The 25,261-nt window shown below is 62.2% G+C and carries 25 protein-coding genes; 10 read left to right on the forward strand and 15 right to left on the reverse strand.

Annotated elements, in window-relative coordinates:
• Positions 1-46: 46 nt before the first annotated feature.
• The 3 genes from QMK17_RS18820 to QMK17_RS18830 are packed head-to-tail and all read right to left on the reverse strand — an operon-like array spanning position 47 to position 3,216.
• A complete protein-coding gene (locus QMK17_RS18820) occupies positions 47-892 on the reverse strand; it encodes an ABC transporter permease (protein ID WP_283510818.1) in 846 nt (281 codons plus the stop codon).
• A 3-nt stretch (positions 893-895) separates the two neighbouring features.
• Entirely contained in the window at positions 896-2,440 is a 1,545-nt protein-coding gene (gene fadD5, locus QMK17_RS18825) for a fatty-acid--CoA ligase FadD5 (RefSeq protein WP_283510819.1), read from the reverse strand.
• Positions 2,437-3,216, reverse strand: coding sequence for an enoyl-CoA hydratase (locus tag QMK17_RS18830; RefSeq protein WP_283510820.1), 780 nt, complete (start codon positions 3,214-3,216; stop codon positions 2,437-2,439). Before QMK17_RS18830 ends, fadD5 begins: the two co-directional genes overlap by 4 nt.
• A 220-nt stretch (positions 3,217-3,436) precedes the next feature.
• On the opposite strand from QMK17_RS18830, the gene QMK17_RS18835 reads away from it, so the two are divergent.
• Entirely contained in the window at positions 3,437-4,684 is a 1,248-nt protein-coding gene (locus QMK17_RS18835; protein ID WP_283510821.1) for a TetR/AcrR family transcriptional regulator, read from the forward strand.
• On the opposite strand, the gene QMK17_RS18840 is transcribed toward QMK17_RS18835, so the two are convergent.
• The 3 genes from QMK17_RS18840 to QMK17_RS18850 form a co-directional block, all read right to left on the reverse strand.
• Positions 4,681-5,625, reverse strand: coding sequence for a DUF808 domain-containing protein (locus tag QMK17_RS18840; protein ID WP_283510822.1), 945 nt, complete (start codon positions 5,623-5,625; stop codon positions 4,681-4,683). The two genes, QMK17_RS18835 and QMK17_RS18840, sit on opposite strands and share 4 nt — an antisense overlap.
• Positions 5,626-5,776: 151 nt before the next feature.
• Entirely contained in the window at positions 5,777-6,712 is a 936-nt protein-coding gene (locus tag QMK17_RS18845) for an oxygenase MpaB family protein (RefSeq protein ID WP_283510823.1), read from the reverse strand.
• A 5-nt stretch (positions 6,713-6,717) separates the two neighbouring features.
• Positions 6,718-8,214, reverse strand: a complete 1,497-nt coding sequence (locus tag QMK17_RS18850; protein WP_283510824.1) for an aldehyde dehydrogenase family protein — start codon at positions 8,212-8,214, stop codon at positions 6,718-6,720.
• Positions 8,215-8,355: 141 nt separating this feature from the next.
• On the opposite strand from QMK17_RS18850, the gene QMK17_RS18855 reads away from it, so the two are divergent.
• Together QMK17_RS18855 and QMK17_RS18860 are read left to right on the forward strand one after the other, a co-directional pair.
• The gene (locus QMK17_RS18855; protein ID WP_283510825.1) at positions 8,356-9,498 is read left to right on the forward strand and encodes an acyl-CoA dehydrogenase family protein; all 1,143 of its coding nucleotides are present in this window, start codon (positions 8,356-8,358) and stop codon (positions 9,496-9,498) included.
• Positions 9,495-10,166, forward strand: a complete 672-nt coding sequence (locus QMK17_RS18860) for a GntR family transcriptional regulator (RefSeq protein WP_283510826.1) — start codon at positions 9,495-9,497, stop codon at positions 10,164-10,166. Before QMK17_RS18855 ends, QMK17_RS18860 begins: the two co-directional genes overlap by 4 nt.
• A gap of 51 nt (positions 10,167-10,217) precedes the next feature.
• Here QMK17_RS18860 and QMK17_RS18865 read toward each other — a convergent pair whose 3' ends face one another.
• On the reverse strand, positions 10,218-10,841 hold the full coding sequence (locus QMK17_RS18865; protein WP_283510827.1) for a TetR/AcrR family transcriptional regulator: 624 nt from the start codon (positions 10,839-10,841) through the stop codon (positions 10,218-10,220).
• Positions 10,842-10,926: 85 nt separating this feature from the next.
• Between QMK17_RS18865 and QMK17_RS18870 the strand changes: the two genes are divergently transcribed.
• Entirely contained in the window at positions 10,927-11,745 is an 819-nt protein-coding gene (locus tag QMK17_RS18870) for an oxygenase MpaB family protein (RefSeq protein WP_283510828.1), read from the forward strand.
• Positions 11,746-11,804: 59 nt separating this feature from the next.
• Here the strand turns inward: QMK17_RS18870 and QMK17_RS18875 are convergent, their stop codons facing one another.
• From QMK17_RS18875 to QMK17_RS18885, 3 genes are read right to left on the reverse strand one after another with little or no spacing between them, the layout of a single operon-like run.
• The gene (locus QMK17_RS18875; RefSeq protein WP_283510829.1) at positions 11,805-14,159 is read right to left on the reverse strand and encodes an FdhF/YdeP family oxidoreductase; all 2,355 of its coding nucleotides are present in this window, start codon (positions 14,157-14,159) and stop codon (positions 11,805-11,807) included.
• Positions 14,160-14,201: 42 nt separating this feature from the next.
• Positions 14,202-14,462, reverse strand: a complete 261-nt coding sequence (locus QMK17_RS18880; protein WP_283510830.1) for an acyl-CoA-binding protein — start codon at positions 14,460-14,462, stop codon at positions 14,202-14,204.
• 35 nt (positions 14,463-14,497) lie between these two features.
• Entirely contained in the window at positions 14,498-15,079 is a 582-nt protein-coding gene (locus tag QMK17_RS18885) for a TetR/AcrR family transcriptional regulator (RefSeq protein WP_283510831.1), read from the reverse strand.
• A 46-nt stretch (positions 15,080-15,125) separates the two neighbouring features.
• Here QMK17_RS18885 and QMK17_RS18890 point away from each other — a divergent pair, with 46 nt between their 5' ends.
• On the forward strand, positions 15,126-16,061 hold the full coding sequence (locus QMK17_RS18890) for an oxygenase MpaB family protein (protein WP_283510832.1): 936 nt from the start codon (positions 15,126-15,128) through the stop codon (positions 16,059-16,061).
• Positions 16,062-16,110: 49 nt separating this feature from the next.
• Here QMK17_RS18890 and QMK17_RS18895 read toward each other — a convergent pair whose 3' ends face one another.
• Entirely contained in the window at positions 16,111-17,427 is a 1,317-nt protein-coding gene (locus tag QMK17_RS18895; protein ID WP_283510833.1) for a class I SAM-dependent methyltransferase, read from the reverse strand.
• Complete coding sequence (locus tag QMK17_RS18900; protein ID WP_442972795.1) at positions 17,424-18,872, reverse strand: FAD-binding oxidoreductase; 1,449 nt, start codon at positions 18,870-18,872, stop codon at positions 17,424-17,426. Before QMK17_RS18900 ends, QMK17_RS18895 begins: the two co-directional genes overlap by 4 nt.
• A 269-nt stretch (positions 18,873-19,141) precedes the next feature.
• On the opposite strand from QMK17_RS18900, the gene QMK17_RS18905 reads away from it, so the two are divergent.
• The gene (locus QMK17_RS18905; RefSeq protein WP_283510834.1) at positions 19,142-19,576 is read left to right on the forward strand and encodes an SRPBCC family protein; all 435 of its coding nucleotides are present in this window, start codon (positions 19,142-19,144) and stop codon (positions 19,574-19,576) included.
• A gap of 13 nt (positions 19,577-19,589) precedes the next feature.
• Here the strand turns inward: QMK17_RS18905 and QMK17_RS18910 are convergent, their stop codons facing one another.
• Positions 19,590-20,237, reverse strand: a complete 648-nt coding sequence (locus QMK17_RS18910) for a TetR/AcrR family transcriptional regulator (RefSeq protein WP_283510835.1) — start codon at positions 20,235-20,237, stop codon at positions 19,590-19,592.
• A gap of 132 nt (positions 20,238-20,369) precedes the next feature.
• Between QMK17_RS18910 and QMK17_RS18915 the strand changes: the two genes are divergently transcribed.
• The 4 genes from QMK17_RS18915 to QMK17_RS18930 all read left to right on the forward strand — a co-directional run bounded on the left by QMK17_RS18915 (position 20,370) and on the right by QMK17_RS18930 (position 23,222).
• Entirely contained in the window at positions 20,370-21,077 is a 708-nt protein-coding gene (locus QMK17_RS18915) for a siderophore-interacting protein (protein WP_283510836.1), read from the forward strand.
• 58 nt (positions 21,078-21,135) lie between these two features.
• Positions 21,136-21,474, forward strand: coding sequence for a YbaB/EbfC family nucleoid-associated protein (locus QMK17_RS18920; RefSeq protein WP_283510837.1), 339 nt, complete (start codon positions 21,136-21,138; stop codon positions 21,472-21,474).
• A gap of 10 nt (positions 21,475-21,484) precedes the next feature.
• Positions 21,485-22,102 (forward strand): recombination mediator RecR, encoded by a 618-nt coding sequence (gene recR, locus QMK17_RS18925; RefSeq protein WP_283510838.1) that lies wholly within the window; start codon positions 21,485-21,487, stop codon positions 22,100-22,102.
• Positions 22,103-22,202: 100 nt separating this feature from the next.
• The gene (locus QMK17_RS18930; protein WP_283510839.1) at positions 22,203-23,222 is read left to right on the forward strand and encodes a type IV toxin-antitoxin system AbiEi family antitoxin domain-containing protein; all 1,020 of its coding nucleotides are present in this window, start codon (positions 22,203-22,205) and stop codon (positions 23,220-23,222) included.
• 32 nt (positions 23,223-23,254) lie between these two features.
• Here QMK17_RS18930 and QMK17_RS18935 read toward each other — a convergent pair whose 3' ends face one another.
• Together QMK17_RS18935 and QMK17_RS18940 are read right to left on the reverse strand one after the other, a co-directional pair.
• Positions 23,255-23,965 (reverse strand): type 1 glutamine amidotransferase, encoded by a 711-nt coding sequence (locus QMK17_RS18935; RefSeq protein ID WP_283510840.1) that lies wholly within the window; start codon positions 23,963-23,965, stop codon positions 23,255-23,257.
• A complete protein-coding gene (locus tag QMK17_RS18940) occupies positions 23,958-25,238 on the reverse strand; it encodes a Mur ligase family protein (protein WP_283510841.1) in 1,281 nt (426 codons plus the stop codon). Before QMK17_RS18940 ends, QMK17_RS18935 begins: the two co-directional genes overlap by 8 nt.
• Positions 25,239-25,261: the final 23 nt, after the last annotated feature.

The following is a 25,261-nucleotide window of genomic DNA, read 5'->3' on the forward strand; positions in this document are numbered from 1 at the left end:
CGCTGCAGACGATGAAGGTTGTCGGAGCCTCTGAAGACATATGCCATCAATACCGCCCGACCGCGGGAACAACGACTGCATACAGTTGCGACAGAACGGTATTGACCACGAACACCATGACGAATGCGAGAACCACTGCTTCGTTGACCGAGTCCGCGACACCGCTGGGTCCGCCCTTGGTGTGGAGGCCCTTGAACGACGCGATGAGCGTCGATGTCACCGCGAAGCACACCGATTTCACCATGGCCATCGCGAAATCGGACACCCGGCCGTATTCGCTGAACGTCGCGAGGAAAGCGCCTGCGGACTGGTCGGCGACGAATACCTGGTAAAAGAAACAGGCGCCGACACCGACGACCGTGACCATGCCGCACACGACCAGTGCGACGAACATCGACGCGATCAGTCTCGGAACGACGAGCCGCTCGATGACGTCGAGGCCCATCACCTCCATTGCAGCGATCTCCTCGCGAATCGTTCGTGAACCGAGATCAGCGCAGATGGCCGAGCCTGCCACTCCGGCCAACATCAGAGCGCAGACGAGAGCGGCGGCCTGCCCGACGACCACGAACGCCACCACGGCGCCGGAATACGCTCCAGCGCCGAGCTTTCCGGCAAGGGAGCCGACGGATACTGCGATCAGTACGCCGATCGGAAGCATCAGCAGCAATGCCGGGACAGTACAGACTCTCGCAATGAACAGCGCTTGCGTGACGGTTTCTTCGAGGGACAGTGTCCGTCGTGCCGTAGTCGTGACGGTCCGCGACAGCGCAGTGACGGAGAACGCGAGCAGGCCGCCGACCTGAGCAGCGAGGTCTCGAAGAGGAGACTTCGAGGCTGGCAGCGTAGCTCGCGGAGCAGCCTTGGATCGGCCCCGCAATTCGAAGCTCATGGGTTAGGCGGGTGTTGACGAATACGATGTTCGCAGTGAAACTTTGACGACCTTGCCGCTCGCATTGCGAGGAAGCGCATCGACGATGACGAGTTCCTTCGGGTGCTTGAACCGGGCCAGGTGATCTCCGAGCCACGTTGTGAGCTCGGTCAGTGTCAGGTCGTCCGCGTCCTTCAGTGCGACGACAGCAACGGGAACCTCGCCCCACTTGTTGTCGGGGCGACCGATCACTGCTGCCTCGAGGATGCGCGGGTGCCCGTACAGTACGTTCTCCACCTCCGCGCAGTAGATGTTCTCACCGCCCGAGATGATCATGTCCTTCTTGCGGTCGACGACGAACACGAAACCGTCGTCGTCCTGGCGGACGAGGTCACCGGAGTGGAACCAGCCGCCGTTGAAGGCGTCGGCGGTGGCGTCGGTATTCTGCCAGTACCCCTGCATGAGAGTCGGACCACGGTAAACGATTTCGCCGATCTCGCCTCGGACGACGTCGTTCATGTCGTCGTCGACGATACGTGCCGAAATCGTGGGGATGACCCGTCCCACCGATCCGAGTTTGCGCAGAGCATCCTCGCCGTCGAGAACGCAGGTGATGGGCGACATCTCGGTTTGGCCGAACACTGCGACATTGAGTGCCGTGGGGAAAGTGCTCGACATCGCTTTCAAGATCGTGTCCGACGCCGGGGCCGCTCCCCACGAGATCACCCGCAGATTCAGGCGTCTCGGGCTCCGTGACTGCTCGGCGCACATGGCCTGCCATTGGACCGGAACGAGGAAGAGCGTGGTGACACCTTCGGCGGCCAGCACGTCCAGAAGGGCTGCCGGGTCGAATGCACCGACCGGATAGACAACCGTCGGGATACCCAACTGCAGACTTGGGGCAAGGCTTCCGAGGGCGGCGATGTGAAACATCGGCGAGGCGCAGAATCCGACTTCGTCGACACCGTGCATCTGTAGCGCTCGAATGCAGGTCAACGCTTGGGCCTGCATATTCGCGTGGGTCAGCACAGCGCCCTTGGGTCTACCCGTGGTGCCCGAGGTGTACATGATGAGTGCAGGTGCGTCGTCGGGAACATCAACGGCTTCCGCAGGCTCGGTTTCGGCAAGGAGGGCTTCGTACTCGTCGCCGACAACGATCTTGTCTCCCAACGAATCCACCTGTGCAACCACGGCATCAGCGAGTGGTTGGAGTGTCTCGTCGGTGACGACCACCTGTGAGCCGCTGTTCTGAGCGAGAAACGCGACCTCGGGCGGAGTCATACGGAAGTTCACCGGAACTGCCAACGCGCCCAACGCATTGATGGCCAATACGGCTTCGAGATACTCAGGTCGATTGAGCATCAGAATCAGGACGCGGTCGCCGAAGCCGACCCCTCGTCGGCTCAGTGCGCTCGCGAACCGATCGACGCGACCGGACAACTCCGCCCACGAGATGGACGCACCTTGGAAGCGGAGCGCTACGGCATCGGGTTGCATGAGCGCATGGCGCCTCACCTGGTTGTTCCAGTTGTTGCGGCGCGAGCGCTGTGGTTCGTTCAGCATGGTCATGTCCCTTTCGGTGGCGAGGCGATCGCCATTACTCGCTCGTTGAATGCGGGTGAGGTCAGCAACTCGATCTGCCCCTCGGACTCGCGTTCGAGTGCATCGTCGAGCAAGGACAATGTGGAGGCGGTCAATGCGCGTTTGGTGAGTTCGAGTGCTCGTTTCGGGGCACGTGAGAGGCGTCGTACCGCGGTGTCGACGCGGGCGCTGAGTTCTGCTGCGGGAAAGACGCCGTTGATCAGGCCGGTCGCGAACGCGTCCTGCGCTGACATTCGCTCGGCGAGCATCATCATCGCATTTGCCCTCGCGCGCCCGACCGCGGCAGGGACCAGCAGGCTACTGGCCCCGTCGGGCATCAGACCGATCTTGGTGAAGGCGAGCAGGAAGTAGGCCTCCTCGCTGGCGTAGATCAAATCCGACGCCAGAGCCATCGACGCGCCGATCCCCACCGCAGGACCGTTGACCTGGGCGATCACCGGGACAGGGCACGAGATGATCGCTCGTATGAGCGCGTTTGCCCGACGCATCGTGTGTTCGGCGGCCTGCTGTGCCTCGGTGCCGTCGGATAGGCTGTTCGTTGCCATATCGATGACGTCGGCGCCTGCGCTGAACGACCCGCCACTGCCGGTGAGCACGACGACGTGAATGTCTTCCGCAGATTCGAATGCATCGGTGAGTGCCGCGCATGTCACCTCGTCCAGTGCGTTCAGCCGCGCCGGCCGATCGATGGTGACGCGCAGGACGCCGTCGGAAGTTTCGGTTCGAAGCCCAGAAGCTGTCATGGTGCGGCCGTTTCGGTCGAAGTTCTTCGGTGGGAGCAAACAAGCTCGGCATGCGAATTGCCGCTAACTTAGCACTCGAATCATCCAGCATGTCAAGGAATCCACGAGAGAACTCGAATGGTTCGGTGTAGATTCGCCCAGACGCACCATCGGCCGAGTCCGTCGCCCATGCCTGCGAGTAATCTGGCGCGGAGGCAAACGCAGGGTGAGGCAGGTGAACATGAACGCGAACATCGACACAGGTACCGGCCGGTCCGCAGGCTCCACGCCTGTCGCGTCTGGTCGTTCCGCAGGCTCCACGCCTGTCCAAAGGCGACGACCGAAGGACCGCAAGGCTCAGATCCTGACGGCCGCTGCCGAGGCGTTCAGTGAGCGGGGCTACCACGCCGTCGGTATCGACGACATCGCGGCGACGCTCGATATCTCGGGGCCTGCTCTGTATCGGCACTTTCCGACCAAGTATGCCCTGTTCGTGCACACCGTCATGCGCCTGGCCGGGACCTTGCTCGCTGCAACGGATCTCGGGAACGGCAGCGCGGATCCTCGTGAGCAAGTCGACGCCGTCATGCTCGCCATCATCGACACCACCATCGACAACCGCCGCACCGGAGGGCTCTACCGATGGGAAGGGCGCTACTTGCTCGACGAGGACCGAATTGCGCTGCGCGAGTCGGTTACGATACTGAACGAGCGCGTACGCACGCCGTTGTTGCGACTACGCCCCGAACTGTCGGAAGCAGATGCGTCGACGATCGCGGCAGCAGCGATCAGTGTGGTCGCGAGCATCACCGCGCACCGATCGATGCTCTCTGCCAAACAGATCGAGTCGTTGATGCTGTCCACGGCGCGCAACGTGCTGGCGGCAGATCTGCCCGAAAGTATCGATGCTCCTGCGCCGGACATCGCTGAAGTGGTGCACGGATCGAAACGCGAAGCGCTGCTGCACGAGGCAATTCTGCTGTTCTATCGCCACGGCTATCACAGCGTGAGTATCGAGGACATCGGAGCTGCCGCGGGGATCAATGCGTCGAGCGTCTACCGGCACTTCGCCAGCAAGGCCGATCTGCTGGCCGCAGCCTTCCATCGTGCGAGCGATGGGTTGACGGTGGCGCTCGACGAAGCGCTCGCACGATCTCGAACACCAGAGGAAGCGGTTGAGACGCTGGTGTACTTGTACGTCGAGTTGTCCTTCGAGCGAAGTGAACTCATGGCGGTGTACTTCGCGGAGATCGGCAATCTCCCCAAAGATCAGCGTTCGACGCTGCGCAATCTGCAGCGACTCAATATCGAGAAGTGGGCGCAACTCGTGAGTGACGCCCGGCCGGAAATCGGGGCGATGCAGGCTAGATTCCTGGTCCACGCGGCATTGGGTCTGGTGTTCGACATGGGCCGGCTGGTGCACTTCGATCTTGCACCGGGGCCGGCCGGTCGAGTCCGTCAGCTGATGCTCACAACGCTCTTCGGCTAATGAACCGAGGCCTTGCGCTTTCCTCGGAGCTTCGTGATCCCCAGCTGAGCGGCGACGATCAAGGTTCCGACGATCAGGCCCAACAGCGCTGATGCGAGGGTGTTGACGATCCACGCGAGAATGCCGCCGACACCGGCGATGCCGCGTACAGCTTCTTCGCCGTGGTGCACGAGATCGTACATCGCGTGGAAGCCGAGTTCATCGATGCCGACGAGCAGGATGTGGCCACCGACCCACAGCATCGCTGCTGTGCCGACAACTCCGAGAACCGACATGACCTTCGGCATTGCCGTGACGAGACCGCGTCCGAACTTCTCCATGAAGCCAGAGGATGTCTCAGCGAGGCGAAGGCCGATGTCGTCCATCTTCACGATCAGGCCGACGACGCCGTAGACCACGATCGTGATCACAACCCCGACGACAGCGAGAATGATCAGCCGGTTCCAGAACCCTTCGGAGGCGATCGTGTCGAGGGCGATGACCATGATCTCCGCGGAGAGAATGAGGTCGGTGCGCACAGCTCCGGAAACGACGCTGTCCTCGTCCTTGGGTTCGTCCTCGGCGGCGGCGTCATGGGCTCCGTGCCCGAACACGGCTCCCCAAATTTTGTGCATAGCTTCGTAGGCGAGGTAACAACCGCCGAGCATCAGGATCGGCGTCAGTAGCCAGGGGAGGAACTGGCTGAGCAGCAAGGCGATCGGAAGAATGATCAGCAACTTGTTGCGTAGCGATCCGATCGCGATGCGCTTGATGATCGGAAGCTCACGCTCGGCGGCGAGGCCGCGCACGTACTGCGGCGTCACAGCGGCGTCATCGATCACCACACCCGCCGCCTTGGCGGTGGCCTTGGCGGTTGCGGCGCCGACGTCGTCGATCGATGCGGCCGCCATTCGCGCGAGCGCGGCAACGTCGTCCAACAGGGCAACGAGTCCACCTGCCATTACTGGCCTCCCGAGTTCTTGTGTAGAGCGTTCCGAAGAACGATACCGCCCGCGTAGGGAACGCCTCGGGCACGATGAGTGGTCGACACTTCTCGCATGGTGCCGACGCAAGGATCGGAAGGGAACCAGTCGATCCCCGCTGGAGCTGTCTTCAGGGTTTCACGAAGTGCTCCCCGCGTGGCCCGACCGCGCCTCCGGCTGATTTCTTGGGTGATTTGGGACATGCGAGAGCGCCGAGATCGGTGGGCCGGTAGGTGCCCGGATAGCCGGGGTAGGTCTTGTTTCGGGCGTCGTCGGTGGTGCGGGAGCGTCGGCGTATCGGCATGTAGCGCTCGCCGCGGGCTTTGAGACGCAAGCTCGCCACCGCCACGCGCCGGAGTGTCGGTGAGCCGGCCGGGAAGCCGAATGCCCCGGCCATTCGGCTGTCCATCAGTGCGTACACGCTTTGACGGACAGCCGGATGCAGAGGCGTGGGAAACCATGAGCAGAACAGATCGAGGGTGTAGGTACCGACCTTGTGATTGTCTTCGGTGTACCGGAACGTTCGCTCTTCGTAGTCGAGTTTGAACTTCGCGAACTCCGTGTACGACTCCGGAATATTTCTGATGCCCATCCGCATTCCGACCTCGCGGTAGAAATGGAACGTCGCAAGGCGTTCCTTCGGATGAAGCCTTCGCCACCCGTACGTGTCGATCCATTCGATCGGCTCGTAGATGAAGGTGGTCAGGACGTACAGCATGTCGTCGTTGTCGATGGAGTACTGCGAGTGCATCCGATTGACTACCCGCAGCGATTCACGTCCGCGTTCCGAGTCATACCCGTGCTCGAGCATCTCGGCCATGAGCAGCGAGGTGTCGTCGTACCGCTTCTGCGGGCGGTTCTCGAACTCGCCGGTCTTTTCCAGCAATGTGGAAATGCTCGGAACACAGTAGGTTCGGAACAGCGCGAATTCGAGTGCCCGCTGGTAGTCCCAGGGGAACTCGTAGCCGGCGGTGATGCGGTGGATCGTGTGGCAGTCGGCCACCGGGTCGAGTTCTTCGATGCGTCGGACCCAGCCGTAACGCCCGCTCTTCGGTGCAATCTCCATCGTGTTCAGCCCCGCCCGTGGCGTAGCTTGAGCATGTACGCCGAGATCTTCAGGTCGCGGGCCTTGCGGGTCATCGTCAGTAGATTCAACGGGGCAGCGAACCTCTGCACCGCAAGCGATTTCACGGTGCTGAACTCACGGAGGCCGTCGGCGCCGTGGATGCGCCCGAAGCCCGAGTCCCCGGTACCGCCGAACGGGAGCGCCGGTATCCCGGCGAATCCGAGAACCGAGTTGACCGTTACAACGCCGCAGTCGAGCTTCTCTGCAGCCCGGCGTCCGGCTGCGTTGTCCTTGGTGAACACCGACGCACCGAGACCGTAGGCCGATGCATTCGCCCGCTCGATTCCTTCGTCGAGGTCACGGACCTTGTTGACCACCACAGTCGGTCCGAAGGTCTCTTCTGTTATGGCAGTGGAGTTTTCCGGAACATCGGTAAGAATGACGGGATCGATGTAGGGGCCGTGCAGTGATTCGACTCCGCCGAGTACTGCGCGGCCACCCTTGGCGAGAGCATCCTCGATCTGGGCTTTGACGATGCCGCTCTGCTTTTCGAGGGTCATCGGGCCGTACGACGAGGTAGCGTCCCCTCCGGGCTTCAATGCTTTCACCGACGTCGTGAGCTTGCTGATGAAAGCGTCGTACACCGGCGCTGCGACGTAGATACGCTCGACGCCTGCGCATGTCTGACCCGCGTTACCCATGGCGCCGAACGTCGCGAATTCCACTGCCGCATCGAGATTCGCGTCGGAGTCGACGAGCATCGCGTCCTTGCCCCCGCATTCGGCGACGAGGGGAGTGAGGGACTGTGCGCACGTCGCCATGACCTTCTTGGCTGTTGCGGTCGATCCGGTGAACGCAATTTTGTCGACGCCCGACGTACACAGGGCAGTGCCGGTCGATCCGTCGCCGGTAATGGTCTGAAAGACTGGGTGTGCCGCGGCAAGCGAGTTCCATTTGTCTGCCAGCCATACACCGACGCCGGGTGTGAGCTCACTCGGCTTGAACACCACCGTATTTCCCGCTGCGAGCGAGTATGCGATAGACCCCATCGGGGTGTACAACGGGTAGTTCCATGGCCCGATGACGCCCACGACGCCGAACGGCCGGTAGCCGACGTAGGCCTGCTGGTTAGCGCTGATCAGACCGGACGACACCTTCCGCTGTTTCAGGATTTTCTCGGCATTGCGTGCTGCCCAGTCGATGTGTTCGACACCCATCATGACCTCGAGCAGGGCATCCTCGTCGGGCTTGCCGCTTTCGGCTGCAATGACGTCGGCGAGGCTTTTGGCATCCTTCGCGATGGCGCTCTTGAATTCGAGCAGCCACCGTTTGCGTCCGGTGAAGCCCTGAACGTCCCACCATCTGGCGGCCGAGCGGGCGCGATCGACGGCCGCGAGGACCTCGTCCTTCCCGGTGACGGGGTAGCTGGCAAGTACGGCGCCAGTCCGGGGATCGAGGCTGTCGAAGGTGCGGGCTCTCGTCTGTGCGACCTGGTCCGTCATGGGCATATCCTCCGGCTCGTCAGAGTTACATCACATATATGTGATGTGATCTACTGTTGTGGAGCTCACACTATGCGTCGCATCCGGTAGAAGACAACCATTCGAACGTCGACCGCATCCCTCTATCGTCTGGAGCAGTTCATGAGTATGGATCTCAACGAGGAACAAGCGTCGTTTGCCCGGGCTGTTGCCGCATTCTGTGCACGAGAGGCCGGCACACGCGAGCAGCGTGACGGCCTCACCGACCACGGCAAGCACACACACAGCCAGGCCCTGTACGACAAGATGGCCAAACTCGGCTGGCTCGGCGCGACCATCCCCGAGGAGTTCGGCGGCGCCGACGGCAGCACAGTGGACATGTGCATCCTTCTCGAACAGGCAGCCAAAGGTATGGCACCGATCGGCGGAATCGGCCCGACACTGATCACCGGCGCCGCCTACGAGAAGTTCGGTACTGCGTCACAGAAGGAGACGGTGCTCGGTGGAATCGTCGCCGGCAGGAGTTACTCCATCTCGATGTCGGAACCCGAGGCCGGGTCGGACGTCGGGAACCTGAGTTGTCGTGCGGAGAAGACCGACGGTGGTTGGCTGATCAACGGCCAGAAGACGTGGTGTTCCAACGCCCACTTTGCAGACCGCATCCTGCTCGTCGCACGCACGGGCCGTGGTGAGGGGAAGCATGAGGGACTGACCATGTTCGACGTGCCCGCCGACATCGAGGGCCTGAACATTGTCGGAATCGACACGATGGGGGGCAAGGAGGTCAACGACCTGTACTTCACCGATTGCTCACTGCCCGAGGATTCAGTGATCGGAGTCGAAGGGCAAGGGTGGGCTCAACTCATGACGGGCCTGAACACCGAACGCCTGATCCTGGCCGCAATGATGCTCGGAACTGCGCAGAGAGCGTTCGACGACACCCTCGAATTCATCACTCAGCGAAAGCAGTTCGGACGGCCCGTCGGAACATTTCAGGCGCTGAGGCATCGCGTTGCCGATTTGGCGACAGAGATCGAATGCGGACGGCTACTGGTCTATCACGTCGCACGGCTCGTCGACGAGAACCCGAAGAAGCTGTTCCCGCGGGAGGCATCGATGGCCAAGCTCAAGTTGACGGAGACCGCGAAGAAGGTAGCGCTGGAGGGCATGCAGATGATGGGTGGCTACGGCTACGCCACCGAGTTCGACATGGAAAAGCATGTGCGGACCACGCTCGTATCATCGATCTACGGCGGTACCAACGAGATTCAACGCGACATCATCGGCAAGACATATGGACTATGACGTCCTCAGGTCTGAAGCGACGACCTCAGCTGTCCGAGGACGTCGCCGCACACATTCGAGACCAGATCATGTCAGGTGTGCTGTGCTCGGGTGTGTTCGTGCGGATCGACGAGACGGCAGCCGAACTGGGAGTCAGCGCCACCCCGGTCCGTGAGGCGCTCGTGACTCTGCGCGGGGAGGGACTCGTCGAGCAGGTACCCCATCGCGGATATCGCGTCGGGGAACTGGACCGCGGCGACATCGAGGACATCTTCTGGCTGCAAGGAACCATCGCGAGCAAACTGGCGCGGAGGGCAGCACGGATCATCACCCCGGTGCAGATCGAGCAGTTGGTGGACTTGAACGCGCGGCTACGCGACGCGGTAATGCGTGCCGACGCGGAAGCCATCGAGACCTGCGAGTTCGAATTTCACCGGTGCATCAACAAGGTCGCGGGCGGAAAGAAGTTGGCATGGTTCCTCTTCGGCGCCATTCGCTACACGCCTGTTCGGCTCTACGCCTCGGACCCGGCGTGGGGCGAAGAGTCGGTACGAAGTCACGACGCCCTGATCGCCGCCTTCACCTGGGGTGACCTCGATGCCGTCGGTGAATTGATGCGTCGACAGTTCGTGGATGGGGCGCAGCGGTTGGTCGCGCATTTGGGGCTGGGTGGCTCCGCCGCCATGTAGCGGAAATCCACAGCAGCCGGGAGCGCAGCCCTGCGGAGTGACCAGCGAGCGCTATCGATCTCCACTCATATAGGGAGCCGCGGACAACAACAAATCGGTGCACTGGGTCACCACGGCATCCTCGTCCAGATCGAGTTCACCGCCCAGCCACGTTGTCAGCACCTGGGCGAACCCGCCGACTGCGAAGTGGGTTGCGAGGCCAAGGTGCCGGCTGCCCTCCGTGCCGTAGAACTCGCTCGCCTGCGCGGCGAGCAGGCCTGCGAACATCTTCGTCGACTCGGTTCGTTTCGCCGCGAGAACGTCGTTGCTCAAGGTCGCCGAGAACAACAGGCGTCCGCGACGGGGATCCTCGGCGATCAACCGGACGATCGCGTGCACCGCTGCATGGACGCGTTCGCGTTCGCTGTTGGGCGAGGCCGTGACTGCGGCGAGGGTGGTGGTGGTGATGTCGCCGATCACGTGGTCGTACACGGCTTCCATCAACGCGTTCTTGTCGGCGAAACTCTCGTAGAAATATCGCGACACGATCCCGGCCTGGCGGCACACGCCGCGCACGCTCAACTCGGGCTCGGTTGTGCCGAGCAGGTCGAGGCCGGCCTCGACGAGGATGCGTCGGCGCTCGGCGACCCTGGCCGATCCGTCGACTCCGCCGTAGGTGCGCGGTGAATCGGGCATGGACACATCTTGACACGTGCCCTCGGGCCCGCCTAGCGTCATCTGAACACGCTTGTATTCAGATATCCGAGCAGAGGGATTCGCTATGACAGCCGACAACGAACTGCTGCGCAAATCGATGACTGGAGTCGGCCTGCTCGCGGGCGGCGCGAACGTCATCATGCAGCTGGCGCACCCGGCCGTCGGGTACGGGGTTTTCGAAAGCCGTGTCGAGAGCGGCCAGATCAACCGCCATCCTGTGAAGCGGACAAGGACGACCCTGTCTTATCTGGCCGTTGCCGGTATGGGCGACGACGAGGCGAAAGCTGCATATCGCAGGGCTACCAATCGATCACACGCCGTCGTGAAGTCCACAGCGGATAGTCCGGTGAAGTACAACGCCTTCGATCCGAACCTCCAACTGTGGGTCGCGGCATGCCTTTATCGGGGATTCGAGGACGTCTACCACGCGCTCTACGACAAGCCCGCTCCTGCATTCTTGAACGAGATGTACCAGCGCAGCCATGTGCTCGGATCGACGCTGCAGATGCCGCGAGAGATGTGGCCCCCGGATCGAGTGACGTTCGAGAAGTACTGGAACACAGCGTTGAACGACGTTCACATCGATCCGACCATCAGGAAGTATCTGTACGGAATCGCGTCGGCGACATTTGCGAAGCCCAAGATCCTGCACCCGTTGATCGGGCCGTTCATGCGGTTCGTGACGACAGGTTTCCTACCCGAGCGGTTCCGCGACGAAATGGAATTGCCGTGGGATCCGGTCAAACAGAAAAGATTCGAACGGCTGATGCGGACCCTAGCCCGGGTGAATCAGGTTACGCCCCAGGTGGTCCGCGAGATGCCGTTCAATATTCTGCTGTGGGATGTGCGAGCCAGAATGCGGTTGGGTCGGGCGTTGGTGTAGGCGCTACGCGCATGTGAGTGCGAATACCCAGCCCGTCAGGTATTCGCACTCACATGGTCCTAGCTCAGGTGATGCGGCTGCGGGTGCGACTTGTGCGACCAGTCCGACCCCACCTCGTCCTGAGTTCCGTTGCTGTCGGTAGAGACGGCGCTACCAGCGGGAACTAGCTGTACGACGACGGATTTCGACGTCGGACAATTACTGTCGGTTGCCGTGGAATCGAGTGGCACCAGAGGATTGGTCTCGGGGTAGTAGGCGGCAGCGCACCCGCGAGGTGTGTCGTACTCGACGATGCGGAAGCTCGGTGCACAGCGATCGACGTCGTCGTCGTCCCATCTCGTCACCAGATCGACGAAGTCCCCGTTCTCGAACCCCAGTGCCGCGATGTCCTCGCGATGGACAAATACCACTCGTCGACCACCCTCGATGCCGCGATACCGGTCACTGAGACCGTAGATCGTGGTGTTGAACTGGTCGTGACTTCGCAGAGTCTGCAAGAGCAGGTGGCCGTCGGGCACGTGCAGGACGTCGATGGGCGAAGTCGTGAAATTACCCCTCCCCGAATCGGTTTCGAATGTCCGCGAATCGCGCGGAGGGTGCGGTAGAACGAAACCGCCGGGCCTGCGCACGTTGACCTCGTAGCCCTCACACCCCGGTACGACCCGGGAGATATGCGCCCGGATGTTTCGATAGTTCTCGCGCATCGACTTCCACGCGATGCCGTGCCGACCGCCGAGTGTTGCCTCGGCGATGCCGGTGAGGATGGCGACCTCGGAACGTAGGTGCTCGCTCGCCGGCTTCAACGGACCGCGCGACGAGTGCACCGAGCACGTAGAATCCTCGACGGAAATCCACTGCGGGCCCGTTTTCTGGACGTCCTTCTCGGTTCTGCCCAGTGTGGGAAGGATCAGCGCGACGTCGCCGGTCACCAGGTGGGAACGATTGATCTTCGTCGAAATGTGTACTGTCATCCGCATCCCGCGCATGGCGTCGAACGTCACCGAGGAGTCGGGCGTCGCCTGAACGAAGTTGCCGCCGAGTCCGAGAAAGAAGTGGGCTTTGCCGTCGCGCATCGCGCGGATGGAGTCGACGGTGTCGAGGCCATGCTCCCGCGGAGGATCGAAACCGAACTCCTTTTCGATGGCGTCGAGGAAATGCTCCGGCACGCGTTCCCAGATGCCCATCGTTCGATCGCCCTGCACGTTGGAGTGTCCGCGTACCGGCAGCAGACCTGCGCCGGGTCGGCCAATGTTTCCCTGTGCAAGAGCGAGATTGGTGACTTCCTTGATGGTCGCGACCGCGTTGCGGTGCTGCGTGAGGCCCATCGCCCAGCAGAACACGGTCGCCTTGGAGTCTCGCAGCATCTTCGCGGCATCGGTGATCTGCTCGCGGGTCAGGCCGGTCGCTGCCACGACGACGTTCCAGTCGACTGCCCGAACGTGCTCTCGCCACTGGTCGAAGCCTGCGGTGTACTGCCGAGCGAACTCGTGGTCGAGCGCATCCCACTCGACCAGCAGCGAGCCGATGGCCTGGAATAATGCGAGGTCACCGTTGAGCTTGATCGGCAAGTGCATATCGGAGAGATCGGTACCGGGCCCGACCATCCCGCGCGGAGTCTGTGGGTTCTTGAAGTTCACCAGCCCCGCTTCGCGGAGTGGGTTGATCGAGAGGATCTTCGCACCGTTCTGCTTCGCCTTCTCCAGCGCCGACAGCATTCGTGGGTGGTTCGTGCCGGGGTTCTGGCCCGCCAGAACTATCAGCTCGGCGTCGTAGACGTCGTCGAGTGTCACGCTCGCCTTACCGATGCCGATCGTTTCCTGCAGTGCGATCGAGGTCGACTCGTGGCACATGTTGGAGCAGTCGGGCAGATTGTTGGTGCCGAACGCACGCGCGAAGAGCTGGTAGACGAAGGCGGACTCGTTCGATGCACGTCCTGATGTGTAGAAGATGGCTTCGTGGGGACTGGTCAGTGACTTCAGTTCGTCGCCGATCAGGCGGAAGGCGTCGTCCCATTCGATGGGCTCGTAGTGACTTCCGCCCGCCACCTTGACCATGGGATGCGTGATCCGGCCCTGCTGGCCGAGCCAGTGCTCGCTGTGGGAGTCGAGTTCTTCGACGCTGTGCCGGGCGAAGAACTCCGGTGTCGCGCGCGTCGTGGTGGCTTCTTCGGCGACGGCTTTTGCGCCGTTCTCGCAGAACTCGGCCGCGTGACGGTGGCCCGGATCCGGGTCCGGCCACGCGCAACTCATACAGTCGAAGCCCTCGGCCTGATTGAGGTCCAGGAGCGTCTTCGCTGTCCTGACGGGCCCCATGTGGCCGAGGGCTCGCTTCAGCGACACCGCGACCGCGACGGGGCCTGCGGCGTGGGTTTTCGGCTTTTCGATGTGGAGGTCGGATTCGTCGTAATCGCGCACGCGCGGTGTCCCTTTCTCGAGCGGGAACCGCGCCGTCGCCACCTACTTGCCGAGCAGTCGAGCTACCAGATCGACGTACGACTGCTTGGCCGAATCCTGGCTCTGTCCTTCGAGTTTCGCCCAGGCGTCGAACTTGGCGCGGTTCACCATATCCAATCTTCCGGGACGCTTACCCTCGGCGTCACCTTTGGAACCTTGCTTGAACAGCGAGTATAGGCTCAGCAGATCATCGTTGCTCGGCTTGGACGTGAGGGTCTTGACATCGGTCTGGGCCTGCTGGAACGACTGATCGAGATCGGACATCTACTGCTCCTTCATGTCGGTGGGTACCGAGTTGATCATGGCACGCGCGCCGTCGAGTTTCTTCCGGCTTCGGCGACCAGTCGCACGCAGTGCGCCAGAAACTTCTCGCGCGGCGTCGTGATCGAACCGTCGAGGTATCCCACGAACAACGCGGTCAGAGCGCCGACCACACCGACGGCGAGCAGGTGCTGCTCGTCGCGGTCCAGTCCTGTCAGTTGCGCTCGCACGAGTTCGACGAAGCTCGGCACGAGCGCGGCCCCGCTCCCCCCGATGGCGGGTTCCGACAACGGAGCCAGCAGCAGGACCCGTCCCGCACTGGGGTTGTCGAGGACGAGTTCGACGAACGCACGGACGGGTGCCGCGGCTCTTTCTCGGCCGCCAGCCGAGTGAACCGCTGAGGCTATGACCGTGCGCGCCTGCTCGCCCACGTGGGCATAGACGGCACGGACGTACTCGCTGCGGTCGGTGAAGCTCTCATAGAAATATCGCTCGGTCAGGCCCGCGGCGCGGCACGCTGCCCTGACGCTGATCGATGGCCCTTCGGGCGCGCCGAGCAGCGCGATTCCTACGGCGAGCAATTTCTCGTACCTGAGACGCCGTCTCTCTTCGATGTTCACGATCCTCCTATTGACTACGCATGATGTCAGATTCTAGGGTGACAACATGCGTAGTCAATCGAGTGGGCACCCCGTGCCGCTAGGTCCCGATTCACTGACCTGGAAGTATTTCGGAGACTGGCGTGGGATGCTTCAAGGCGTCTGGGCAGGGTCGATGCAAAACATGCATCCTGGTCTCGGAGCAGGCGTCGAAGAACATTCGATATTTTTCGACGAGCGTTGGCAGCGCCTCTACCGATCGCTGTATCCGATCGGCGGAGTCGTGTTCGACGGCGACCGCGCCGAAAAGACAGCCCTGCAGGTCCGGGGTTATCACTCGCAGATCAAAGGTGTCGACGCCAAGGGTCGGCGGTACAACGCCCTTGATCCCGGGACCTTCTACTGGGCCCACGCCACGTTCTTCATGGGCACGATTCTCACTGCCGACCATTTCATGGGCGGCGTTACCGAATCTCAGAAACGGCAACTGTTCACCGAGCACGTTCAGTGGTATCGGTTGTACGGCATGAGCATGCGGCCCGTACCTGCCACCTGGGAAGACTTCCAGCTCTATTGGAAGCGGATGTGCTGCGAGGTGCTCGAAGACAACAAAGCAACCCGTGACGTCCTGGATCTGTCGAAACTCGGACCGCCGCCGTATGCGTCGTGGATTCCAGGCCCCGTGTGGGCGTTGATGCGTGTGCCGATAGCGCGCGGGTTCGTGTGGCTCACCGTTGGGATGTACGACAACGCGGTGCGAGAGTTGTTGGGCTACACGTGGTCCGCACGAGACGAGCGACTGCACCGGCTGGTAGGCAAAGCCGTGAACGCGACGTTCGGTCTTGTCCCGCGTCGGTACCGAATGCACCCTCGTGGACGCGCCGGGTGGGATCGAGCAACTGGAAGGGTGCCGTCGGATTCGTCGTTGCCGCAGACGCCTGCTCGCAATCTACCGCCGCTCGCGGAGCGTGGGAATTCGAAGCATTACAGCCCCCCTATGTGAGCGGAAATACGTTCCAGGGGACGTATTTCCGCTCACATGCGCGAAGCGTCTACCCAATCCACCACGGACGCAGCGGGACATTCGCCTCACCCTTGGACCCGAGCTTGACACCCAGAACCTGGTGCAGCTGAACGACGTTGCGTTCGAACCCGAGTCGTGAGCCAGCCATGTAGAGACCCCACACACGTGCGGTGCCTTCGCCCGCCTCGGCGACGCAGTCGTCCCAGTTGTCGACGAGATTCTGGCACCACGCCTTCAGTGTGAGCGCGTAGTGCTCGCGGAGGTTCTCCTCGTGACGCACTTCGAGGCCGGCGTCTTGCATCTCGGTGATGATCCGGCCGGAACCGGTCAACTCCCCGTCGGGGAAGACGTAGCGGTCGATGAACGATCCTGCGCGCGCATGGCTCCGGTTGTCCGGACGGGTGATGCTGTGGTTGAGCACCCGTCCGCCGACGCGAAGCTTGGACTTGATCGCCCCGAAGTACGACGGGTAGTTGTTCACGCCGATGTGTTCCGTGAGGCCGATCGACGAGACGGCGTCGAATTCGGATTCGACGATGTCGCGGTAGTCGGAGAAGCGAACCTCGGCGAGATCGGTCAGCCCTTCGTCGGCGATCGCCTTCGGCGCCCACGCTGCCTGCTCCTTGGACAGCGTCGCGCCGATAGTCTTGACGCCTCGCCGTGCTGCATAGCGAACCATTCCGCCCCAGCCGCAACCGATGTCGAGAAGTCGATCGCCTTCTTGAAGGCCGAGCTTGTCGAACACGAGGCGGTACTTGTTCTCCTGAGCGGCTTCGAGGTTGTCCTCCTCGGAGGTGTACGCGGCGCACGTGTACGTCATCGATGTTCCGAGTACATACTCGTAGAACGTGTTCGAGACGTCGTAGTGGTGAGAGATCGAATCGGCGTCGCGGGTCTTCGAGTGGCGCAGTCCTTCGGCGATTCGACGCCAGCGCGGGACGACCTCCTGAGGGGGAGGTGCGATGGGCCTGAGCAGGTCCCAGCCGAGCGAGCGAGTGATCGATGCCAGTGTCAAGGCGTTGGGACGCCTGAAGTGCAGTTCATCGCTCATTACGCGAAGGATGTCGTACGGGTCACCCGGGTGGACGCCCACGGGCTCCAAATCGCCTGACACATATGCGCGAGCCATGCCGAGGTCGCCCGGAGCTGTTGCGAGATAGGTAGTTCCGCGCGGGCTCTTCAGATCGAGGCCGAGCTTCGCGTTCTCGGGACCGGCGGCACTGCCGTCGTACGCGGTGAAGCGAAGCGGAACGTTGCCGTCGGAGAGGATCTCGAGGATCTCCGAGATCGTAAGTTTGTGAGTACGGTTCGAGTCTCTCGTGGAAGATTCCTTGAACGTGGTCATTTTCTTTGCACCGCCTTCGAATACATGTCAAGCAAACGGGATTCGGGGTCATAGCGTTTCTTGAGATCCTTGAACTTCTCGCCGCCGTACAGCGTCGAAAACTCTTGCTCGGTGTAATAAGCGTCCGAGTAGAGAGATTTATGCCCGTCGAAGTCGCTGACCTTGTTTTCGATGGCACGGTTGGCGGCACCGTCGACCGTGCCCGCGACGATCGGGACCGATGACCAGAAACCGATGTTGACGTAGGTCCTCTTGGGCTCGAGCGGGTACAGCGGCCACGGCCGCGCCGAATCGGCCCCGGGGGGAGCAGGCTCGCGAAGGCGAAGGGGACACAGCCAGAGTGGCTCGATGGGGACCTCGCCCAGGAACCATCGAAGAAACGGTGCGGTGTTCTCGATGGGCACCTCGACGTCCTGGACGACGCGTTCGCGAGCAGGATTTCCCTTACGGGCTTCCAGTCGGTCCGCGATGTCGTATTTCTGGTCGAGACCGATGAGCTTCCAGTAGACACTGGAGCGTCGATACTTCGTCGGCCAGAAGCGCCGGATCTTCGGATTCTGGGTGCCGAATGCCCTGGAGCACCAGAACCAGTCGGTATCCCAGCGCCACAGGTAGTCACCGATGGTGAGTCGATCGGTCTTGGGCGCCGCACCGTCGTGCTGCAGGGAGCGGTAGAAGATCCTCGAACCGGAGATGTAATTGCTGACGGGTCCCGGCTCGGCCGTCTGGACGCCGAGTGTCAGGTAACTCTCGGTGGCCGAGAAGACCACGCCGTCGAGATACTGGACGGCGACGCCGTCGTACTCGCGAGAATTGACGATGTCGTCCATGGCGTTCTGCATCACATCGAGATCGTCGAACCTGACGTGGCGGAGAGCAACGAAAGGCAGCACCGGCTCCAGTTCGATTTTCAGGCGCGTCGCGTAGCCCAGAGTTCCGTACGAGTTGGGGAAGCCCCAAAAGAGTTCGGCATTCTCGCCATTGGGAGTCGCGGTCACGATGTCGCCACCGCCGGTCAGAATGTCCATCTCGAGAACCGACTCGTGAGGCAGCCCGTTTCGGAAGGATGTGCTCTCGATGCCGAGGCCGGTGACCGCGCCGCCGAGGGTGATGGTTTTCAGCTGGGGAACGACCATCGGGGCAAGACCGTAGGGGAGCGTGGCGGCGACGAGGTCTTCGTAGGTGCACATGCCTGCGACATCTGCGGTGCGGTCCTGCGGGTTGACCGAGATGACGCTCACCAGACCGGATACGTCGAGGCCCGGTGCTGTGGACCGAGCGCGGGCACGGAACAGGTTGGAGGTCTTCTTGGCAAGCCTGACTGTTGCGTCTTCCGGAATCGCACGATAGCTCGCGAGCAGGAGATCTACGCCTGCGCGATGGGCGGCGTACCCACTCTCGCGCGGTAATGGCCGTCGTCTCGGAAGTGCAATCGCAGATGCCACATGAAGACGCTATATCCATGGCGCAATCAGAGCCACCGAGAAAGCCCTCTCGATGATCAAACTTCACGAGAATGTTGCGTTCGGAGCCCCCGTGAACTGGTCATTTCGGACAAATGCATGATGCACGCATGTCATTTGTCCAGCTAATGAAGTTCTTGGTGAGGCGTGTCACACCGTCTTACCTGCTCGTGGTCGGTGCCCTCAGGAGAAGGCAGGATGGACGACACCGACCTTCCATCCCCGCCATTTCGACACAAGGAGACACCCACGTGGCACAGGTAAGCGCCAGCAGTTCGATCGTCATCGCTCAGGTGCCCGAGCAGGTGCTGGCTGCACTCACAGACTACGGGACCGTGCGTCCGAGAATCCTGCCCGAGCAATACCTCGACTACACGGTCGTCGAAGGCGGTCAGGGCAGCGGAACCGTCGCTCGGTGGACTCTTCAGGCGACGTCGAAGCGTTCGCGGGACGTGCTGGCATCGGTGACCGTCGAGGGATCGACCATCACCGAGAAAGACGAGAATTCCTCGATGGTCACCACGTGGTCCGTCGCACCGTCCGGCGCAGGCAGTCAGGTGAGCACCACCACCGAATGGAAGGGCGCAGGCGGCATCGGCGGATTCTTCGAGAAGACGTTCGCTCCACTCGGACTGAAGAAGATCCAGGCGCAGACGCTCGCCAATCTGGAGAAGGAAGTTCTCTAGGGATTCAAGTTCGTCAGAGGTCGTCGAACTGCGGGTCGTTGATCAGGGTGTCGACACCTACGATGACCGCCCGCATCGACCAGTTCCAATAGTCGTCCTCGGTGTGCGTCCGATCGAAATTCTCGGCGAGGAAATCCAGCCGATCGTCCTGTGGTGGTTGGGTGCTGGCGATACGCACACTTGCGCCGGCACGGTCTCGCAGATCGGCCAACGCCATAGCGTGCTCGGTGACGGTGAGGAACGCCCACAAAGTCTGCTTCGGCGTCAGTCCATAGATCCTTGCGTATTCCTTCTGGCAATCGTTGACCCTGATCAATGCCGGAGACGTTTCGTCTAGATTCGCCAGGTACGTCGCGATGCCCTGGTTGCTCTGCACCACGTCTTTCAGTGCGTTCGACAGCAAAGTCAGCGACTGTTCGAAGCTGTCGCCTTCGAGTGGTGTCGGCAGATCCCAACGGTCCATGATCGCTTCGGCGACCGACTTCTTCAAGGAGTCGAGATCGTCGATGTTGTTGTACACGGCAACGATGCTGACGCCCAACTTGTCGGCGATCGATTTGACGGTCAATTTCGCGAGAGTGAGGCCGATACCCGCCTCGATCAAATTCTCTGGTGTGACTCGGCGGCGCCGCGCCGCAGCGGGTCGCTGCTGCTCATGCATACCAACAGCGTAGGAGTCAGCAGCTGTCGATTCCACTGAGCCATCCACTTCCCGCTGAGGGGCGAATCATGGCAAACTTCTGGCAAAGTTTAGCCTTACTCAAGTAGTGGGGGTGATTCGGAGGTTGTGTCGATGGAGGTACCGGATCCGCTCGTCGGTTCGACGGCGCCGTCCATGCTCGCATTGGCGATTACTCGGCCGAGGCCGGGTGTACTCCGAGTGACGTCGATGCTCGACGTCAGCGGTGACCGATCGGAGTGGGACGCCGCGACCATTGCGGACTGGTTGCAGTTCCCCGGGGTCTCACCGTTCGATTTTCGGGTCCGCAGGTTCGATGCCGAGCGAGGGATCGTCGACATCGACTTTGTGCTGGCGACCCGCAATGTCATGCTGCAGGCTTGGCTCGAGACCATCGAAGTCGGATCTCGCACTCGCATCGCCGAACCCGGGACCGGTCATCTCCCCAATTTCGCCAGCGGGCGGCGGGTGCTGATGTTCGCCGACGAGTCCGCAGTCGTCGCGGTACATGCGATCCTCGAAAAGTGGCCGGCATCAGCGCACGGAATGGTGTGGATCGACACCCCCTCGGCGGCTGCGGTCGCTGAATTGCCCGTAGTGGACGGAGTCGGAGTCTTCAGCTTCCACGTCGACATGGGTTTCGATCCTCTCGTTACGGTGGCGCGCCGAATCGACTTGAATCAGACGACCACCGTCTGGGCGGCGGGGGAACGCACCCGGATGGATTCGATTAGGGCGACGTGCCACGCGGCAGGGCTGGGTGAGGACGACACAAGAGTGTTCGGATACTGGTCTGACGAAGTGGTTCGACAACGCGGCTAGTCTGGGTTGCAGTGCCTGACCCGACGTGGCCAGTGCCCGACCCCGAGAGGACACCACAGTGCAACCCGGTGAGCAGCCAGACATCGCCTCGATCATGCAGCAGGCGCAACAGATGCAGCAACAGTTGATGGCAGCGCAGGCAGAGATCGCGGCCGCCGAAGTCACCGGCCAAGCAGGCGGCGGACTCGTCACCGCAACGGTGACGGGAACCGGCGAGGTCACCGGGCTCGTCATCGATCCCAAGGTCGTGGACCCCGAAGACGTCGAGACTTTGCAGGATTTGATCATCGGCGCCATCGCCGACGCTTCCAAGGCGGCACAAGCGATAGCGTCGGAAAAGCTCGGACCGCTCGCTGGCGGACTCGGCGGCGGCTCGCTCGGCCTCCCCGGCTTCTGAGGACCGGCACGTGTACGAAGGTCCTGTCCAGGATCTGATCGACGAGCTCGGCAAGATGCCTGGCGTTGGCCCGAAAAGCGCGCAACGCATCGCCTTTCACCTCCTTGGCGTCGAACCGCCCGAGGTCGAGAGATTGATCAAGGCGCTCCAGCGGGTGCGTGACGGCGTTCAGTTCTGCACGATGTGCGGAACGGTGTCGGACAAGGAAATGTGCAGAATCTGCTCCGACCCGCGACGGGATCGAAGCATCATCTGCGTAGTCGAAGAGCCCAAAGACGTTCAAGCAGTGGAGCGTACGAGGGAATTCAAGGGGCGCTACCACGTTCTGGGCGGTGCGCTCGATCCGCTGAACGGCGTAGGACCCGACCAGTTGCGCATCCGAGAGTTGTTGATCCGCGTCGGAAACCAAGAAGACGGAGTAGACGTCGCCGAAATCATTATCGCTACCGACCCCAACACCGAAGGGGAAGCAACAGCGACCTACCTGGTCCGCATGATGCGAGATTTCCCCGGGTTGGCCCTCACGCGTCTGGCGTCGGGACTGCCGATGGGCGGGGACCTCGAGTTCGCCGATGAGTTGACGCTCGGGCGGGCGCTGACGGGTCGTAGGTCGCTCCGCGACACGTGAGCGGAAATACGTCCCAGGCGACGTATTTTCACTCACAAAGTTAATCCACAGGCTGTGGATAACCGCCGATTTTTCGGCGATTCCCGACTGGCGACGGTTCATGATCTGGACTGTGAAGACCAAGGCGCAGCCTGACTGGAAGCAACTGCTGGATGCGCAACACGGGATCGTGACCACCGCGCAGATCTACAAGTGCGGGATGACGCGCCAGGAAATTTCTCACCGCGTCGAGACTGGACAGTGGCTCAGAGTGTTCCGGGGCATTGTCTCGGTCACCAATGGGCCGCTCACCCGCGAGATGATGCTGTCGGCGGCTCTACTCTACGGCGGCGGAGGTGCCCTGCTGAGCCACCGAACTGCGGCCGAAGAGTGGGGCGTGATGCGGCAGACGGACGGTCCGATACACGTCACGGTGGCCTACGGATGTTCGGCGATATCGCAACCATCGGTGTTCAGGCACGCGCTGCAGAACATCACTTCGGAGAGCAACGCACGGATTCATCCGGGAGTGATCGTCCACAGATCGCGTGCGATGAGCCACATCGGAGTCGAAACCGAACCCCTGCGGACAGGATTGGCCGATACGGTTCTCGACTGTGCGGTGGCCGAACCGTCCGTCAGGACAGCGATGATCGTTCTGGTCTCGGCGATGTCCTCTGGCGGAGTGCAGGTCGGCGTCGTCCACCAAAAGATCGAGCTCCGGCGGCCTCGGAGGTACAAGAAGGCACTCCTCGACACGCTCGCCCTGCTGCGCGACGGGGTTCATTCGGTACTCGAGTACCGATATGTACGCGATGTCGAGCAGGCGCACGGACTACCCACCGGCCGCAGGCAAGCGCCCGTGCATGTGGATGGACGCCAACTCTTCGAGGACGTCCTGTACGACGTGTGCGGTCTCATCGTTCGTCTCGACGGACAGGCGTTTCACTCAGCCAAGCAGCGGCGATTCCGTGATCGGCGACGCGACAATGCGGCTGAGCTTCGGGATGTGCCGAGGCTCGTCTACGGATGGGACGAGGTAACAGCCGACCCCTGCGGGGTGTATCGCGAGGTTCGGGATGTCTTGGTCCGAGAAGGATGGGATGACGCGTCGTTTCCGTGTGATCGATGCTCCCTGTGAGTGAAAGTACTTCCCCTAGGACGTATTTCCGCTCACGTGCGGCGGAGCCGCTCCTTCCGCAGCTGCGAGACTTCGGCGAGCTCGAGCGGCGGCAGAGACGTTCCCAGCGCGCGCTCCAACAAGTAGTCGGCCAACTCCGGATTCCTCGCAAGCACCGGACCGTGCATGTACGTTCCGATCACCGATCCCTGCACGACGCCTTCGCTGTTGTCGCCGACACCGTTGCCGACGCCCGCGGTGACTGTGGCCAGTGCCTTCGCATCGGATCCGAGTGTCGTTCCGCCGCGGTGATTCTCGAACCCGCTGAGCTTCTGAGTGAGCCCGTCGAGAGTGGGTCGTGTGACGACCTCGCCGATCGACCGGGTCGCCTGCGGCGAGGTGGTGACGTCGAACAGCGAAATGCCGTCGACGCGCTCGCCCGCCGAAGTCTCGTACCAGTGCCCGAGCACCTGAATGGCAGCGCAGATCGCCAGGACCGGAGCGCCACGCTCCGACGCACGTTGCAGCCCGGGGTATTTTGTCAGATGGCGGGTTGCGAGTCGCTGAGCGAAATCCTCGGCGCCGCCGAGTGTGTAGACGTCCAACGATTCGGGCACCGGGTCGTTCAAGGTGATCTGGACGATCTCGGCGTCGATGTCGCGCATACGAAGTCGCTGCCGAAGTATCAGCGCGTTGCCGTTGTCCCCGTAGGTGCCCATGACGTCGGGCAGGACGAGGCCGATGCGGACGGTGGACTCAGGCATCGTTGACCTCACGTGCGAGTGCGCGTCCCAGGTCGCGGAACGCGGTGTAGTTGGCGAGCACTTCCACTCGGCCGGGTGGGCAGGATGCGATGGCCTTCAACGGATCCGCGACGGTGGTGTGCGGCGAGCCTGCATACAACAGTCGTACTCCGAGGTCGGTGGCTCTTTCTCCTGCCGCGACGACGGTGACGTTTTCGAAGTGTTCGAAACGTACGTCCCACAGCCATGAGAGATCCTCACCGTCGGGCACCTGCCCGTTGACAGCGATGACGAGGCCGTCGACGGTCGGGTCGATCATCGACAGTGCTTCCTGCCAGCCCGCTGGGTTTTTGGCGAGAAGCATTCTTACGGAGTGGGATCCGTACTGAACGGTCGAGTACCGGCCGGCAACCTCGTCGACTGCCGATGCTGCGGCGACGGCATCTTCTGGCGTCACGCCGAGTGTCACGGCGGCCGCGACCGCTTGAGCTGCGTTGCCGCGGTTGGCTTTGCCGGGCAGGGCGAGCGACATCGGGATCTTCACGCCGTCGGGGCCGTAGAGGTGTGTGTCGTCGAGCCACCAGTCCGGCGTCGGGCGTTTGAATTCTTTGCCGCCGTCGAAATTGGCGGTGCTGTACCAGTGGTCGCCGTCGTGGACGATCGGTTCCCCGGTCCTCGGGCAGCTGACGGAATCGCCTGCCCAGCCGCCTCCTGCTGCCACCCACACGACGTTGGGCGCGTCGAATGCTGCGGAGGTGACGAGGACGTCGTCGCAATTGGCGATCACGACGGTTTCGGAGTGCCTGGCGAGGCCTTCCCGAAGCCTGCGTTCGATCATGTTGATCTCACCGACGCGATCGAGTTGGTCGCGGCTGAGGTTGAGTAGTACGACGGCGGCGGGCGACACGGCGTCGCAGACGTGCGGGACGTGAAGCTCGTCGACCTCGAGCGCGGCAAGGGGAGCGTCGAAATTCGCGTGCAATGCCGCGACGATGCCTGCGTCCATGTTGGCGCCGTCCGCCTGGGTCGCGACCTCCCCGAGGGTGGCAAGGGCGGCCGCGGTCATACGCGTCGTCGTCGATTTCCCGTTGGTGCCGGTGACGACGACTGTTCGACGCCCTGACCCGAGGCCGGTCAGGATGTCGGGATCGATCTTGAGGGCGACGAGCCCCCCGATCATCGATCCTTTGCCTCTGCCTGCCGTGCGTGACGCCCACGTGGCAGCCTCGGCTGCTCGTAGCGCCAGCCGGCCGCGCGCGCCTATTGCCGCTCTGCGCTCACCCGCTCGAACCATGCGCCGAGTCTGGCACAACCGCG

Origin of the sequence: Rhodococcus sp. G-MC3 (assembly GCF_030063335.1) — a bacterium.
Classification (GTDB): domain Bacteria; phylum Actinomycetota; class Actinomycetes; order Mycobacteriales; family Mycobacteriaceae; genus Rhodococcoides.

Excerpts from the sequence above, each read along its gene's own strand:
- QMK17_RS18820 (WP_283510818.1), bottom strand. The coding sequence starts at position 892 with ATGAGCTTCGAATTGCGGGGCCGATCCAAGGCTGCTCCGCGAGCTACG.
- fadD5 (WP_283510819.1), bottom strand. The coding sequence starts at position 2,440 with ATGACCATGCTGAACGAACCACAGCGCTCGCGCCGCAACAACTGGAAC.
- QMK17_RS18830 (WP_283510820.1), bottom strand. The coding sequence starts at position 3,216 with ATGACAGCTTCTGGGCTTCGAACCGAAACTTCCGACGGCGTCCTGCGC.
- QMK17_RS18835 (WP_283510821.1), top strand. The coding sequence starts at position 3,437 with ATGAACGCGAACATCGACACAGGTACCGGCCGGTCCGCAGGCTCCACG.
- QMK17_RS18840 (WP_283510822.1), bottom strand. The coding sequence starts at position 5,625 with ATGGCAGGTGGACTCGTTGCCCTGTTGGACGACGTTGCCGCGCTCGCG.
- QMK17_RS18845 (WP_283510823.1), bottom strand. The coding sequence starts at position 6,712 with ATGGAGATTGCACCGAAGAGCGGGCGTTACGGCTGGGTCCGACGCATC.
- QMK17_RS18850 (WP_283510824.1), bottom strand. The coding sequence starts at position 8,214 with ATGACGGACCAGGTCGCACAGACGAGAGCCCGCACCTTCGACAGCCTC.
- QMK17_RS18855 (WP_283510825.1), top strand. The coding sequence starts at position 8,356 with ATGAGTATGGATCTCAACGAGGAACAAGCGTCGTTTGCCCGGGCTGTT.
- QMK17_RS18860 (WP_283510826.1), top strand. The coding sequence starts at position 9,495 with ATGACGTCCTCAGGTCTGAAGCGACGACCTCAGCTGTCCGAGGACGTC.
- QMK17_RS18865 (WP_283510827.1), bottom strand. The coding sequence starts at position 10,841 with ATGCCCGATTCACCGCGCACCTACGGCGGAGTCGACGGATCGGCCAGG.
- QMK17_RS18870 (WP_283510828.1), top strand. The coding sequence starts at position 10,927 with ATGACAGCCGACAACGAACTGCTGCGCAAATCGATGACTGGAGTCGGC.
- QMK17_RS18880 (WP_283510830.1), bottom strand. The coding sequence starts at position 14,462 with ATGTCCGATCTCGATCAGTCGTTCCAGCAGGCCCAGACCGATGTCAAG.
- QMK17_RS18890 (WP_283510832.1), top strand. The coding sequence starts at position 15,126 with ATGCGTAGTCAATCGAGTGGGCACCCCGTGCCGCTAGGTCCCGATTCA.
- QMK17_RS18895 (WP_283510833.1), bottom strand. The coding sequence starts at position 17,427 with ATGACCACGTTCAAGGAATCTTCCACGAGAGACTCGAACCGTACTCAC.
- QMK17_RS18910 (WP_283510835.1), bottom strand. The coding sequence starts at position 20,237 with ATGCATGAGCAGCAGCGACCCGCTGCGGCGCGGCGCCGCCGAGTCACA.
- QMK17_RS18915 (WP_283510836.1), top strand. The coding sequence starts at position 20,370 with ATGGAGGTACCGGATCCGCTCGTCGGTTCGACGGCGCCGTCCATGCTC.
- QMK17_RS18930 (WP_283510839.1), top strand. The coding sequence starts at position 22,203 with ATGATCTGGACTGTGAAGACCAAGGCGCAGCCTGACTGGAAGCAACTG.
- QMK17_RS18935 (WP_283510840.1), bottom strand. The coding sequence starts at position 23,965 with ATGCCTGAGTCCACCGTCCGCATCGGCCTCGTCCTGCCCGACGTCATG.
- QMK17_RS18940 (WP_283510841.1), bottom strand. The coding sequence starts at position 25,238 with ATGGTTCGAGCGGGTGAGCGCAGAGCGGCAATAGGCGCGCGCGGCCGG.